The following is a 15,543-nucleotide window of genomic DNA, read 5'->3' on the forward strand; positions in this document are numbered from 1 at the left end:
ATGGGTGGCTCCGAGCAGAAGCTGGTCGATGCGCTGCGGGCATCGGTCAAGGAGGCCGAGCGGCTGCGCACGCAGAACCGCAAGCTGGCCGCGGCCTCCAGTGAACCGATCGCCATCGTCGGCATGGCCTGCCGGTACCCGGGGGGCGCGGATTCCGCGGACGCCCTGTGGCAGCTGGTCGCCGACGAGACCGACGCGATCAGCGCGTTCCCGGACAACCGGGGCTGGGATCTGGAGCGGCTGTACGACCCGGAGGCGCGCCGCGAGAACACCTCGTACGTCGACCAGGGCGGATTCCTGCACGAGGCAGGCGACTTCGACGCCGAGTTCTTCGGGATCAGCCCGAACGAGGCGCTGATCATGGACCCCCAGCAGCGGCTGCTGCTGGAGACGGCGTGGGAGGCGTTCGAGCACGCGGGTATCGACCCCCGCCCCCTCAAGGGCAGCCCCACCGGGGTCTTCACCGGGATGATGTACCACGACTACACGCACAACAATAATTCGGGCGCCATAGCCTCCGGGCGGATCTCCTACGTCTTCGGTTTCGAAGGCCCGTCGGTGACCCTGGACACCGCGTGCTCCTCCTCTCTCGTGTCGCTGCACCTCGCCGCGCAGGCGCTGCGCTCCGGAGAGTGCACACTCGCGCTGGCGGGCGGCGTCGCCGTGATGTCCACGCCTGAGACGTTCATCGAGTTCAGCCGCCAGAAGGCATCCGCCAGGGACGGCCGCTGCAAGTCCTTCGCCGCGGCGGCCGACGGATCGGCCTGGGCCGAGGGTTCGGGCCTGCTCCTCCTGGAGCGTCTGTCCGACGCGCGGCGCAACGGCCACCAGGTGCTCGCGGTCATCAAGGGGTCCGCGGTCAACCAGGACGGTGCGTCCAACGGCCTTTCGGCGCCGCACGGCCCCTCCCAGCGCCGGGTGATCCGGCAGGCGCTGGAGAACTCCGGGCTGACCCCGGCGGATGTCGACGTGGTCGAAGCGCATGGTACGGGCACCACGCTCGGCGACCCGATCGAGGTGCAGGCGCTGCTGGCGACGTACGGGCAGGACCGGCCCGCTGACCGGCCGTTGTGGCTCGGCTCGCTCAAGTCCAACATCGGCCACACCCAGACCGCGGCCGGAGCCGCCGGTGTCATCAAGATGGTGCAGGCGATGCGGCACGGCCTGCTGCCCAGGACACTGCACGTGGACGAGCCCACCGACCAGGTGGACTGGAGCACGGGCAACGTACGGCTGCTGACCGAGGCCAGGCCCTGGCCCGAGAACGAGCGGCCGCGCCGGGCCGGAGTCTCCTCCTTCGGCTTCAGCGGCACCAACGCGCACGTCATCGTCGAGCAGGCCCCGGAACTCAGCCCCGAGCAGGCCACCGATCGCGGCTCGGCGCCGGTGCCGGAGCAGCCCCCGCAGCAGGCCACGGGTGTACTTCCGTGGGCCCTGTCCGCGCGGACCGGGCCGGCGCTGCGCGCCCAGGCCGGCCGCCTGATCGCGCACCTCGATGAGCACCCCGGTCTCCGGGCGGCCGACGTCGGCCATTCCCTGCTGACCGGCCGTACGGTCTTCGACCAGCGCGCCGTGGTCGTCGGCAGTGACCGGGAATCCCTGCTCACCGGGCTGCACGCCCTGAGCGAGGGCCTGCCGTCCGCCGGCCTGGTACAGGGCACGGCCGAGGAACCCGGCAAGACCGTGTTCGTCTTCCCCGGGCAGGGCTCGCACTGGCCGGGCATGGCCGCAGGGCTGCTGGATGTCTCCGAGGTGTTCACGGCACGGATGCACGAGTGCGCCCGTGCGCTGGCCCCGCACATCGACTGGTCACCGCTGGAGGTGGCACGCCAGGCGCCGGACGCCCCGACCCTGGACCGCGTCGACGTGGCGCAGCCGATGCTGTGGGCCGTCATGATCTCCCTGGCCGAGGTGTGGCGTGCGCACGGGGTGCGGCCCTCCGCGGTCATCGGGCACTCCCAGGGCGAGATCGCGGCCGCGTGCGTGGCCGGTGCTCTCTCGCTGGAGGACGGCGCGCGCATCGTGGCGCTGCGGAGCAAGGCTCTGCTCTCCATCTCGGGCAAGGGCGCGATGATGTCCATCGTCAAGCCCGTCGACTTCGTGCGTGAGCGGCTCGGCCCGTACGGGGACAGGATCTCGGTGGCCGCGGAGAACGGTCCCAACGCCGTCGTGGTGTCGGGCGACGCGGTGGCCCTGCGGGAGTTCGAGACCGTCCTGGCCAAGGCCCGGGCCATGCGCTGGACGATCCCGGGTGTGGACTTCGCCGCTCACTCGGCGCATGTCGAGGAGATCGCCGGCGAACTGGCCGACGCCCTCTCCGGAGTGACGCCGCGCGCCCCGGAGGTGCCCGTCTACTCGACCCTCACCGGGGCGCTCCTGCCTGCCACGGACGCCATGGATTCCGCGTACTGGTACCGCAATCTGCGCTCTCCCGTGCAGTTCCACCAGGCGGCCCTGGCCGCGCTGGCCGACGGGCACACCCTGTTCGTGGAGTGCAGCCCCCACCCGGTGCTCAGGCCCGGACTTGAGGAGATCTTCGAGGACACGGGCGCCCGCGCCGCCTCCGTCGGTTCACTCGCCCGCGAGGACGCGGGCCCCACCCGTATGACCCTGTCCCTCGCGGAGGCCCATGTGCGCGGTGCCTCCGTGGACCTGACGCGCTGCGCCCCCGCGGGTGAACGGGTCGCGCTGCCCACCTACGCCTTCCAGCGGCGGCGCGACTGGATCATTCCCGACGCCGGCGCGTCGGACGTGACCGCGCTCGGCCAGCTGCCCGTGGAGCATCCCCTGCTCGGGGCGGCCGTCGCCCTCGCGGACAGCGACGGCTACGTGTTCACCAGCAGGCTCTCCCTGCAGACCCACCCGTGGCTCGGTGACCACGACGCGCTCGGCACCGTCCTGGTGCCGGGCACCGGTCTTGTGGAGCTGGCCATCCGGGCGGGCGACCAGGTCGAGTGCGACGTGCTGGAGGAACTGACGCTGCGTGCACCGCTGGTACTGCCCCGGCAGGGCGGCATCCATCTGCAGGTGGTGGTCGGTTCGCCGGACGACGCGCTGCGGCGCGGTGTGCAGGTCTACTCGCGTCTCCAGGACGCGACGACCGACCCGTGGACGCTGCACGCCGAGGGGGTCCTCGGGTGCGGCGCGGCCAGCCCGTCGTTCGAGCTCACCGAATGGCCGCCGGTGGACGCCACTGAGGTCTCCCTCGACGGCGCGTACGACCGGCTGCTGGAGCAGGGCTACTACTACGGGCCGGTGTTCCAGGGCCTGAAGGCGCTCTGGACCCGGGGCGACGAGGTCTTCGCCGAGGCGGTGCTGCCCGAGCAGGCCCATGCCGACGCCGAACGGTTCGGGCTGCACCCGGCGCTCTTCGACGCGGCCATGCACGCCGGCCTCCTCGAAGACGGCGGCAGCAGGGACGGCGCGACCGTCCTGCCCTTCGCCTGGAGCGGCGTCACCCTCCACGCGGCCGGGGCCAAGGCACTCCGGGTGCGGATCACCAAGGCAGAGCACGACTCGGTGTCCGTCGCCGTCGCCGACGCGACGGGGCGTGCGGTGCTCTCGGTCGATTCGCTGGCCGCACTGCCGGTGACCGCCGAGCAGCTGGGCGCCGCCGGGGAGGGCCGCCGCGAGCTTCCGTACCGCATCAGCTGGCAGCCGGTCCCGGGCGAAGGGGCGGACGAGAACACCGAGTTCACCGAATGGGACGCACGGTACGAGGGGGAGACCGCACCGGACACCGTCGTGCACCGGGTGGAGCCGTCCGTCGCCGACGACGTCCTCGGCGGCGTACGGGACATCGCGCACCGCACGCTGGCCGCCCTCCAGGAATGGTTGGCCGACGAGCGCTTCGCGAACTCACGACTGGCCGTCGTCACCCGCCACGCCGTCGCTGTCACCGGCTCAGAGCCGGGCCAGGGCAGCACCGGTGCTCCGGACGGGGACATCGATCTGGGCCAGGCGCCCGTGTGGGGAATGGTCCGTGCGGCGCAGGCGGAGAACCCGGGGCGTTTCCTGCTGGTCGACCTCGGCACCGTGGACGGGCCCCAGGGCCTCGCCGCTGCCATCGGGTCGGGGGAGACGGAGACGGCCGTACGCGACGGCGTAGTGCTGACCCCCAGGCTCGTGGCGGCCAACCACCCCGAGGACGCCGCACCTCCCGTCCTGAACCCGGCGGGTACCGTCCTGATCACCGGCGGAACCGGCGGAATCGGCGCGGAAGTCGCACGCCACCTGGCGACGGTCCACGGCGTACGGCATCTGCTGCTGACCAGCCGGCGGGGCGAGCAGACCCCCGGTGTGGGTGAACTGCGCACGGAACTGGCCGCTTTGGGCGCCGAGACCACCGTGGCCGCCTGTGACGTCACGGACCGCGCGGCGCTGACGGCGCTGCTGGGCACCGTCCCCGCCGGGCACCCCCTCACCGGTGTCGTCCACGCGGCCGGTGTCACCGACAACGGGCTGCTCAGCACGCTCACACCGGAACGGTTCGACGCCGTGCTCGGCGCCAAGGCGGACGCCGCCTGGCATCTGCACGAGCTGACCCGCGACATGGATCTCGGCCTGTTCCTGCTGTTCTCCTCCTCCGGCGGCATGGTGCTGGCCTCGGGCCAGGCCAACTACGCAGCAGCCAACGTGTTCCTGGACGCGCTCGCCGTCCACCGGCACCACCACGGCCTGGCCGGTACGTCACTGGCATGGGGCCTGTGGCTGGGGGCCGGTATGAGCGGGCTCCTCCAGGACGTCGATCTTCAGCGGATGGCCCGTCAGGGTCTGCCCGGTTTCCGGGTGGACGAGGGCCTCGCCCTGCTCGACACCTCCCTGGAGATCGGGGCCCCGGTGCTGGCCCCCCTCCGGATCGATCAGGCGGCGCTGCGTGCCCGTGCGGACGAGATCCCCGCGCTGCTGCGCGGTCTGGCCAGGGTGCCCGGCCGTCGCCTGCGCAAGGCCGCGGACGGGACGTCGGACGCGTCCGCCGTCCAGCGGATGCTGGCCGGTGCCGGCCCCGAGCAGCGGATACGGAAACTGCTGGACCTGGTACGGAGCCATGTCGCGGGCGTGCTCGGACATGCGGACCCGGACGCGCTCGACCCGGACCAGGCGTTCAAGGATCTCGGCTTCGACTCGCTCACCGCGGTGGAACTGCGCAACCGCCTCAACGCGGCCACCGGACTGAGGCTGCCCGCGACCCTGATCTTCGACCATCCCACCGCGCAAGCCGTCGCGGCCTACCTGGACACGGCACTCGCCGGTGTGAAGCCGAAGCAGCCCAACCGGGCAGTCCCCGCGGAGGGGTTGTTGGCGGGGGAGTCGGTTGCGGTGGTGGGGATGGCGTGTCGGTATCCGGGTGGGGTGTCGTCGCCGGAGGGTTTGTGGGGTGTGGTGTCCGGTGGTGTGGATGCTGTGGGGGTGTTTCCGGGGGATCGTGGTTGGGATGTTGGTGGGTTGTTCGATCCGGTGGTGGGTCGGGCGGGGAAGTCGTATGCGCGGGAGGGGGGTTTTCTGGGGGGTGCGGGATTGTTTGATGCGGGTTTGTTCGGGGTGAGTCCGAATGAGGCGTTGTCGATGGATCCGCAGCAGCGTTTGTTGTTGGAGGCGTCGTGGGAGGCGTTGGAGCGGTCGGGTGTTGATCCTTTGTCGTTGAAGGGGAGTGCGACGGGTGTTTTCGCGGGGTTGATGTATCACGATTATGGTTTGGGTGCTGAGGCTGCGGTGACCAGTGGGGGGAGTCTGGTTTCTGGTCGGGTGGCTTATACGTTGGGTCTTGAGGGTCCGGCGGTGACGGTGGATACGGCGTGTTCGTCGTCGTTGGTGGCGATGCATTTGGCGGCGCAGTCGTTGCGGTCGGGTGAGAGTTCGCTGGCGTTGGCGGGTGGTGTGACCGTCATGTCCACCCCCGACATGTTCGTGGACTTCAGCCGCCAGCGGGGCCTGGCCCCCGACGGCCGGTGCAAGTCCTTCGCCAGCGGCGCCGACGGCACCGCGCTCTCCGAGGGCGTGGGCGTGCTGGTGCTGGAGCGGCTGTCGGACGCGCGGCGCAACGGTCACCCGGTGCTGGCGCTGCTGAAGGGATCGGCCGTCAACCAGGACGGCGCGTCCAACGGCATGACCGCCCCCCACGGACCTTCGCAGGAACGCGTCATCCAGGCCGCCCTGTCCATCGCCGGCCTGCGTCCGATCGATGTGGATGTGGTGGAGGCACACGGTACGGGGACCCGGCTGGGTGATCCGATCGAGGCGCAGGCGCTGTTGGCGACGTACGGCCAGGACCGTGCGGAGGATCGGCCGTTGTGGTTGGGGTCGGTGAAGTCGAATATTGGTCATACGCAGGCTGCTGCTGGTGTGGCGGGTGTGATCAAGATGGTGATGGCGTTGCGGGAGGGTGTTCTTCCGCGGACGTTGCATGTGGATGAGCCGTCGTCGCAGGTGGATTGGTCTGCGGGTGCGGTGGAGTTGCTGAGGGAGGAGCGGGCGTGGCCGGCTGAGGTGGGTCGTCCGCGGCGGGCTGGTGTGTCGTCGTTCGGCCTGAGCGGGACGAATGCGCACGTCATCCTGGAGGAGCCGGAGCCGGAGCCGGAGCCGGAGGCGCTGCCGGTGCCGGTTGAGGTGCCTGTTGGTGGTGTGGTGCCGTGGGCGGTGTCCGGGGGCAGTGCTGAGGCGTTGCGTGCGCAGGCTGCGGCTCTGTTGGCACATGTGGAGCAAGGCGCCGACGTGCGGCCGGTGGATGTGGCCTACTCCCTGGCTACCTCGCGCTCGGCACTGAAACATCGGGCTGTGGTGGTGGCGGGGGACCGTGAGGGGTTCGTCGAGGGTCTGCGTTCGGTGGTTTCGGGTGCGGGTCGTGTGGTGGATTCGGTTCGTCGTGGGCGTGTTGGGTTCTTGTTTACGGGTCAGGGTGCTCAGCGGGTGGGGATGGGGCGTGGTCTGTATGAGGCGTTCCCGGTGTTTGCTGAGGCGTTTGATGCGGTGGTGGGGTTGCTGGATGCCCAGCTGTCGGATGCCGGTACGGACCTCTCGGTGCGTGAGGTGGTGTGGGGTACCGATGCTGGTGTGCTGAATCGGACGGTGTTTGCTCAGGCGGGGTTGTTCGCGGTTGAGGTGGCGTTGTTCCGGTTGCTGGAGTCGTGGGGTGTGCGGCCTGACTTCGTTGCCGGTCATTCGATCGGTGAGGTGGCTGCGGCTCATGTGGCGGGGGTGTTGTCGCTTGAGGATGCTGTGGTGTTGGTGGCTGCCCGTGGGCGGTTGATGCAGGCGCTGCCTTCGGGTGGTGTGATGGTCGCGGTCGGGGCCCCGGAGGCTGAGGTTGCCGCGCTCTTGTCGGGCGGTGTGTGTATCGCCGCCGTCAACGGCCCGTCTTCCGTGGTGGTTTCGGGTGCTGAGGGCGAGGTTATGGAGCTGGCCGGGCGGATTGCTGCGCTTGGTCGTAAGACGAAGCGGCTTGATGTGAGTCACGCGTTCCACTCGGTGTTGATGGATCCGATGCTGGACGACTTCGCGGCTGTAGTAGAGAAACTCACCTTCAATGCACCTCAGTTGTCGGCGGTTTCGACGGTGACTGGTGGTCCTGTCGAGGGTGAGTGGTCGGATCCTGGTTATTGGGTGCGGCAGGTGCGTGAGCCGGTGCGTTTCGCGGATGCGGTGACGGCTCTCACGGCTCGTGGTGTGGGGTCGTTTGTGGAGGTGGGGCCGGATGCGGCTCTGGTTCCGATGGGTGTGGAGGTGGTCGGTGATGATGACGGGGTGGCGTTTGTTGGGTTGCAGCGTCGTGGTCGTGATGAGGCTACGGAGCTTCTGACCGGTGTGGGTGGGCTGTTCGCGCGGGGTGTTGGGGTGGACTGGCGTGCGTTCTTCGCCGGATCCAGTGCCCGGTTGACCGAACTCCCCACGTACGCCTTCCAGCACCAGCGCTACTGGGCCCACTCACCCGTCGGCTCCGGCGACGCGTCATCGCTCGGCCTGGGCGACCCCGAGCACCCGTTGCTCGGTGCTGTCGTCGAACTGCCGGGAGATGACAGCCGCGTACTGACCGGACGGCTTTCGCCTGGCCTCCAGCCCTGGCTGGGTGATCACCGGCTCGGTGAGACCATCCTCTTCCCGGCCACCGGCTTCGTCGAGCTCGCACTGCGCGCCGGCGATCAGGTCGGCTGCGATGTACTGGAGGAACTCACCCTCCAGGCGCCCCTCGTGCTCGCCGAGGACCAGGGAACGCAGATCCAGGCAGTGGTCGCCGGCCCCGACGCGTCAGGGCGCAGGTCGCTGAGCGTCTACTCCCGAGCGGAGGACGCATCCGGCGGCCCGTGGACCTGCCATGTGGAGGGGTTCCTCGCGCCGGGCGCGCGTCCGGCGGCGTTCGAGCTGACGCAGTGGCCGCCCGCCGGTGCGGAGCCGATGGATGTGACCGATGCGTACGCCCGGCTGCTGGGCCGGGGATACGGCTACGGTCCGGTGTTCCAGGGACTGACGGCCGCATGGACCGCCGGGGAGGAGATCTTCGCGGAGATCACGCTGCCCGAGGAGGCCCACGACGATGCGGGCCGGCTCGGCCTGCACCCCGCACTGCTGGACGCGGCCACCCACGCCGCACTGATCCATGACGGTGCACCCGGCGGAGACAGCGCCGTGCTGCCCTTCGCCTGGATGGATGTGTCCCTCTACGCCACCGGCGCCTCCGGTCTGCGCGTCCGGCTCACCCCCACCGAACAGGGCATCGCACTGGCCGTGGCCGACCAGACCGGACGGCCCGTGCTGGCAGCCGGATCCGTGCTGTCCAGGCCCGTGTCCCTCGACCAGCTGGGGGCAGCCGGAGCGGGCGGGCACCACAAGAGCCTCTACCAGGTCGATTGGGCCCCGCTTCCTGCCCCGGCACTCGACGGACCGCCACTCACCTGGGCGGACTGGGCGGACTGGGCGGGTCGCGCCGAGCACGGGGCAGCGGTCCAGGACAGCCCCCTGCCCGACCTGTTCCTCCTGCGGAGCAGGCCCGGCCACGACGCCGCGGCCGTGCACGACCGTACGAGGCAGGCACTGGAAGCCGTCCAGGCCTATCTCGCCGAGGACCGGCTCGCCGGAACCAGGCTGCTCGTCCTCACCCGGGGCGCCGTGGCGATGTCCGGCGAGGACGTGACCGACCTGGCGGGTGCGACGGTATGGGGGCTGGTGCGCGCGGCGCAGCAGGAGAACCCCGGCCGCATCCTGCTCGCCGACACGGACGAGGACCTCGGCACGGACGATGGTCCCGGCACGGTGGCCGACGTCGAAGTGCCGCGGATCGCTGCCGCGGCCGCTGCGGAGTCCCAGGCGGTGCTGCGGGGCGGTACCGCCCATGTGGCGAGGCTGAGCAGGGTCCCGGCAGGCCCCGTGCGCCCCGGCGGGTTCGGCGAGGCCGGCACGGTGCTGGTCACCGGCGCCTCGGGCACCCTCGGCCGGCTGATCGCGCGTCACCTCGTGGCCACCCATGGAGTCAGGCACCTGCTCCTGACCAGCAGGCGCGGTGCGGCCGCCGACGGCATACCGCAGCTGATGGACGAACTGACCGCGATGGGGGCCGAGGTCCGGGCCGTGGCGGCCGACGCGGGTGACCGTGCCCAGCTGGCCGCCGTACTGGACGGCATACCGGCAGCACACCCGCTGACCGGTGTGGTGCACGCGGCGGGGCTGCTGGACGACGGAGTGATCGCCACACTGACGCCCGGACGTGTCGATGCGACTCTGCACAGCAAGGTCGATGCCGTACTCCATCTCCACGAACTCACCAAGGAGTTGGACCTCACCGCGTTCGTGCTGTTCTCCTCCATGGCCGGTGTGTTCGGCAACGCCGGCCAGGCCGGCTACTCGGCGGCCAACGCCTTCCTGGACGCCTTCGCCACGCACCGCAGGGCCGCCGGACTCCCGGGAACCTCGCTCGCCTGGGGCGCCTGGTCCAGGGACGTGGGCATGGCGAGCACGCTGACCGACCACGACCGGGAGCGGATGAGCGGGCGCGGCATCGACGAACTCACCACCGACCAGGGGCTCGCGCTCTTCGACGCGGCGATCCGTGCGGAGGCTCCCGTACTGCTCCCGGTCGGTTTCAACCCGGCGGTGCTCGCCGCGGCGGGCGAGGAACTGCCGCCCCTGCTGCGCGGCCTGGTGCCCGCGGTCAGGCGCCGCCCGGCCGGTGCCGGTGCACCAGTTCAGGTATCCGTACGCGAACAGCTGGCCGGTCTGGACGAGCAGGAGCAGGAGGCGCTGCTCCTCCAGCTCGTCAGGGACGGCTCGGCCAAGGTCCTGGGGCACGACAGTGCCGACGCGGTGGACCCGGAGCGGGACTTCCTGGAGTCGGGCTTCGACTCGCTGACCTCCCTCGAACTGCGGAACGGCCTCAACCGGGCAACCGGGCTGCGGCTTTCGCCGACCGCTGTGTTCGACAACAAGACCCCGGCCGAGCTGGCCCGGTTCCTGCACGGCCTGCTGGCGGCGCAGGCGCCGTCGGGGGCGAGCGAAGCGGAGGCGGGTGAGGTCTCCGGAGCGGGCTCTCTGAGCACACTGTTTCGGGCAGCGGCCGAGGCAGGGCGGATGGACAAGGGATTCGACCTGCTGCGTACGGTGGCCGACTTCCGGCCGACGTTCGACGCGGCGGCACAGGCCGGACCGCTCGCGGCTCCGGTACGGCTGGCCGAAGGCCCGGGCGCACCCCGGCTGATCTGCATCAGCACCCCCATGGCAACCGGAGGCGTCGCCCAGCACGCCCGGCTGGCCGCGGCGTTCCGGGGGGAACGCCAGGTCTCCGCGGTACCGCTGCCGGGATTCCGGACCGGGGAGCCGCTGCCCGCGAGTACATCCGCCGCGGTCGACGTCGTGGCAGGCGCGGTGCTCGACGCCGCCGAGGGCGAACCGTTCGTCCTGATCGGCTACTCGGCCGGCGGCACACTCGCGTACGCGACCGCCGCGTACCTGGAGAACGAACTGGGCATCACCCCGGCCGGAGTCGTCCTGCTCGACAGCTTCCGGATGGACTCGGCGACGGGCGGGGTGTCACTGGACGCCCTGGCGCACGGGCTGCTCGCCAAGGAGTCCGCCTTCGGCGGCTTCGACGACGCACGGCTTTCGGGCATGGCGGGCTGGGGCAAGGTCCTCTCCGAGTTCGCACCGGCCCCCGTGGCCGCTCCGGTGCTGCTCGTGCAGTGCACGGAGTCCTTCGCACCGTCCGGGGAGAGCGAGGGGCAGGACGCCGACACCTGGCGGGCCCAGCCCTGGTTCCCGGAACATGACGTCGCCCCGATACGGGCGAACCACTTCACGGTCATCGAGGAGCAGGCGACGGACACCGCCGCGCTGATCTCCGACTGGCTCAACTCAACGGATCGAGGGCGAACTTCATGACGCTGGCACCCACCGCCAAGGGAACGGTCCCGTTCGGTGAGTACGAGACCTGGTACCGGATCACCGGCGACCTGAGCTCCGGACGCCCGCCCGTCGTCGTCGTACACGGCGGGCCCGGCAGCACGCACGACTACCTGCTGAGCCTGACCGCGCTCGCCGAAGAGGGCTGGCCCGTCGTCCACTACGACCAGCTCGGCAACGGGGGCTCCACCCACCTGCCCGGACGCGGCGCCGACTTCTGGACCACCGACCTGTTCGAGGCCGAGCTGGACAACCTGATCCAGCGGCTCGGCATCGCCGGCGGCTACATCCTCTACGGGCAGTCCTGGGGCGGCATGCTGGTCGCCCGGCACGCCGCTGCCCGGCCGGCCGGACTGCACGGCCTCGTCATCGCCAACTCGCCCGCCTCGTACCCGCTGTGGCGCCAGGAGATGGACCGGCTCCGGGCCGAACTGCCCCCGGGCGTCGATGAGACGCTACGCCGCCACGAGGCCGCGGGCACCACCGAGAACGACGAGTACCACCAGGCCATGCGGGTCTTCTACGAGAAGCATGTCTGCCTGCTCAGGCCCTGGCCGCGGGACTACCTGGCCTCGTTCTACGAGGTCTACAACGACCCGACGGTGTACTACACCATGAACGGCCCGACCGAGTTCCATGTCACCGGAACACTGCGCGACTGGTCCGTCGAGGACTGCTGCCCGGACATCGAGGTGCCGACGCTGCTGATCTCGGGACGGCACGACGAGGCCACCCCTGCCACCGTCCAGCCGTTCCAGGACCTCATACCGGACGTGAGGTGGGAGATCCTGGAGAACTCCAGTCACCTGCCGCACCTGGAGGAGCCGGAACTGTTCAACAAGATCATGACGGAGTATCTGACGAGTCTGCGGTCCGGGCAGAGAAACGTGTAGTCCGGGCAGCGGCAGGGGAGTCCGGGAACCGGTAGGGGCCGCTAGGGGTACTGGCGGCGGCCCCACCGGAACAAACTGGCCGGGACGGCCGGAACCTGCCGTCGCACCGCCGATACGAGAATTGCGTAGGGGGACAGGACCATGGAGAGTGCTCCGCCGTCCGGCAGCGCGACCAGCGCGGTCATTTTTCCCGGAATGGGTCCCTGCCCATTCAGTGACGTGGCGAAGTTCATGCTGGTGAATCCCGCAGCGAGGAAACTCGTGGCCACTGCGGACGAAGTACTTGGATATTCACTCGTGGACCGGTTCCGGGAGACCGAAGGGGATTACAGCGAATACGCCCAGGTCGCTTTCCTCGTCAACTGCCTGGCGCTGGCCGAATGGGCGGAGGAATCAATCGGGCTGCGGCCGGACCTCTGTGTGGGGCCGAGTTTCGGCGGAAAAGCAGTGGCCGTGTATTCGGGCGCCCTGCCCTTCGAGGAGGCCGTCGGCATGACGGCGCGCTGGGCGCGGGCCCTGGAGGAGTACTTCGCCGTCGCGCACCGGGACGTGGTGACGCACTCCTTCGCCCGCACCGATGAGGACGCGCTGGCCAAGATCCTGGCCGAGTTCGACGAGCAGGGCGAGTGGTACGACATCTCCTGCCGCGTCGACCACGACTTCCACATGCTCTCGCTCCACGAGAGCCGGCTGGAGTGGCTGAAGTCCCGTGTGCGGTCCCTCGGCGGTCTGCCGCTCTACACGATGCGCCCGCCGATGCACTCCGGCGCGTTCCGTCCGCTGCGCGACAGCGTGGAGCAGGACATCTTCGCCGACCTGCACTTCACCGACCCGGTGCGGCCGGTGGTCGCCGATCAGGACGGCCGCGTCCTCACCACGGGTGCGGAGGTGCGCGCCATGCTGCTGGACGGTTTCGTCCAGGCGGTCCAGTGGCCGGACGTGGTGACGGCGCTGAAGGACGCGGGCGTGCGGAAGGTGTTCGTCTCCGGTCCGGACAGCCTCTTCGGCCGGGTCGGCGTCACGACCCGCAACTTCGAGGTCGTTCCGGTCAATCCGAGGCTCGCGCTGCAGCCGCGCCGCCGGGGCGCCGCATAACGAGGGAACGCGCACACAGAAGTGCCCTCCGTAATCGAGGAGATCGCGAAGGGCAATTTCTGTGTCCGGACCCGCTGTTGTCCGGGGCCGCAGGAGGAACCGGGTCAGCGGGCGAGACTCCGGGAGACCGCCGCCCAGAGCACCCCCGGAGTCGCGAACGTCTCCGTGGTCAGCATGTCGTCGACGAAGCGAACGTCGTACATCGTCTCCAGTGACGCCAGCATTTCCACGGTACCGAGCGAGTCCAGTCCGAGGTCACGCAGACCTGAATCGGCGGTCAGGGTCTCATGCGGACCCAGGAACGGCAGATACTTGCGCAGCAGCTCTTCGAATTGCTCGTCCCACATGGTGACTCCGCATCTTGTAATTGCTAGGTGCCGGACTGTGTGCCGGACTTGTGTGCCGGACTATGCGTCTGGCTATGTGTCGGGCTATGTGCCGCAATAATTTTCAATGTGACTGTATTCGGCGTGTGCGATGAAGGCACCCCCTATCTCCCCCTTCTTTTCGGTACCTCTTGAGGAGGCTGGAAACATGTCCGCCGACAAGGCTCTCCACGCGCGCTTCTTGCGTGGTCTCGAACTTTCGCCCGGGAAGGCCGCGGTACGGGCCGGCCGGGAGTCCGTCACCTACGAGGAGGCCCACGAGCGTGCGCTGCGCTGGGCCGGCGCCCTGCTGGCAGGTTCGAGCGGGGAGAGCGCGCCGCGCGCGGTCGGCGTACTGGCCGCCAAGAGCGTCGACGCCTACGTGGGACTGCTGGCCGCGCTCTACGCCGGTGCCGCCGCCGTCCCGCTGAACCCCGGCTTCCCCGCCGCCCGCACCCGGTACATGCTCCAGACCTCCGGGGTGTCGGCGGTCCTGGCGGACGAACAGGGGCTGGCCGCGCTGGCGGACGGGGCCGCGCCCGGCACGGACCTTCCCGTCCTGCCGCTCGGCGGCGCATCCGTGCCCCACGGGCACCGGGCCATCGGGACCGGGCCACGCGGCACCCTCGACGCCCCGCGGCCCGCCGGGAGCGACGACACCGCGTACATGCTCTTCACCTCCGGTTCCACCGGCCGGCCCAAGGGCGTACGGATCACCCACGGCAACCTGCACCACTACTTCCAACTCCTCGACCGGCGCTACGACTTCCACCAGGACGACGTCTTCTCCCAGACCTTCGACCTGAACTTCGACTGCGCCATGTTCGACGTCTTCAACGCCTGGGGCGCGGGAGCCACTGTGCAGGCGGTGCCCGCGCAGGCCTACAGCGACATGCCGTCCTTCTTCGCCGGACACGACATCAGCGTCTGGTTCTCCACGCCGAGTGCCATCCCCCTGATCCGCAGGATGAGCGGCCTCGGGCCGGGATCCCTGCCCACACTGCGCTGGTCCCTGTTCGCGGGTGAGGCACTGAAGGCCGCCGACGCCGTGGACTGGCAGTCGGCGGCCCCCGGTTCGACGCTGGAGAACATCTACGGGCCCACCGAGCTGACCGTCACCATCACCGGGCACCGCTGGTCCCCGCAGGACTCGCCCGCCCGGTGCGTCAACGGCCTGGTCCCCATCGGCGCCGTCAACGAAGGCCACGACCACCTGCTGCTCGACGGCAACGGTGACCCGGTGCGGGGCGAGGGCGAACTGTGCGTCACCGGGCCCCAGATGGTCCCCGGCTATCTGGATCCCGCCGACGAGCAGGGCCGCTTCCACCCCTACGACGGCCGTACGTGGTACCGCACGGGGGACAGGGTGCGCACGCTGGACAACGGAGAGCTGATCTACCTGGGCCGGCTCGACAACCAGGTGCAGATCCAGGGCTGGCGCGTCGAGCTCTCCGAGGTGGAGCACGCCCTGCGCGCAGCCGAAGGTGTCACGGAAGCGGTCGCCGTCACCCGCGCCTCGGGCAACGGACTCGAACTCGTCGTCTACTACACCGGATCCCCGACCGCGCCGTCCGTGCTGGCCAGGGAGCTGCGCCAGACGCTGCCGCAGGGGATGCTGCCGCGCGAGTACCGGCACCTGGACGAATTGCCCCTGAACTCGAACCGGAAGATCGACCGGGGCAAACTCGCGGCCGCGTGCGCCACCGGGACCCCCATGGCTGAAACAGCAGTGGTTTAGGGGTCGTTAGGGGTGCTGGAGGCGTCCCGCGCTGAATAGCGTTTGGCTCAAGAAACTCGCTCGTGCCGTG

Annotated in this window: 5 protein-coding genes; 4 read left to right on the forward strand and 1 reads right to left on the reverse strand. The window is 70.1% G+C overall.

What is annotated here, in order from left to right:
* The 3 genes from OHB13_RS28720 (at nucleotide 1) to OHB13_RS28730 (ending at nucleotide 13,370) form a co-directional block, all read left to right on the forward strand.
* The gene (locus OHB13_RS28720; protein ID WP_328378974.1) at nucleotides 1-11,361 is read left to right on the forward strand and encodes a type I polyketide synthase; all 11,361 of its coding nucleotides are present in this window, start codon (nucleotides 1-3) and stop codon (nucleotides 11,359-11,361) included.
* The gene (locus OHB13_RS28725; protein ID WP_328378975.1) at nucleotides 11,358-12,275 is read left to right on the forward strand and encodes a proline iminopeptidase-family hydrolase; all 918 of its coding nucleotides are present in this window, start codon (nucleotides 11,358-11,360) and stop codon (nucleotides 12,273-12,275) included. The genes OHB13_RS28720 and OHB13_RS28725 overlap by 4 nt, the downstream gene beginning before the upstream one ends.
* A 195-nt stretch (nucleotides 12,276-12,470) precedes the next feature.
* On the forward strand, nucleotides 12,471-13,370 hold the full coding sequence (locus OHB13_RS28730) for an ACP S-malonyltransferase (RefSeq protein ID WP_401602681.1): 900 nt from the start codon (nucleotides 12,471-12,473) through the stop codon (nucleotides 13,368-13,370).
* A gap of 104 nt (nucleotides 13,371-13,474) precedes the next feature.
* Here the strand turns inward: OHB13_RS28730 and OHB13_RS28735 are convergent, their stop codons facing one another.
* Complete coding sequence (locus OHB13_RS28735; RefSeq protein ID WP_266852135.1) at nucleotides 13,475-13,717, reverse strand: phosphopantetheine-binding protein; 243 nt, start codon at nucleotides 13,715-13,717, stop codon at nucleotides 13,475-13,477.
* A gap of 187 nt (nucleotides 13,718-13,904) precedes the next feature.
* Here OHB13_RS28735 and OHB13_RS28740 point away from each other — a divergent pair, with 187 nt between their 5' ends.
* Entirely contained in the window at nucleotides 13,905-15,473 is a 1,569-nt protein-coding gene (locus OHB13_RS28740) for an AMP-binding protein (protein ID WP_328378977.1), read from the forward strand.
* Nucleotides 15,474-15,543 lie beyond the last annotated feature (70 nt).

This window comes from Streptomyces sp. NBC_00440 (assembly GCF_036014215.1).
In the GTDB taxonomy this organism is placed as follows: Bacteria; Actinomycetota; Actinomycetes; order Streptomycetales; family Streptomycetaceae; genus Streptomyces.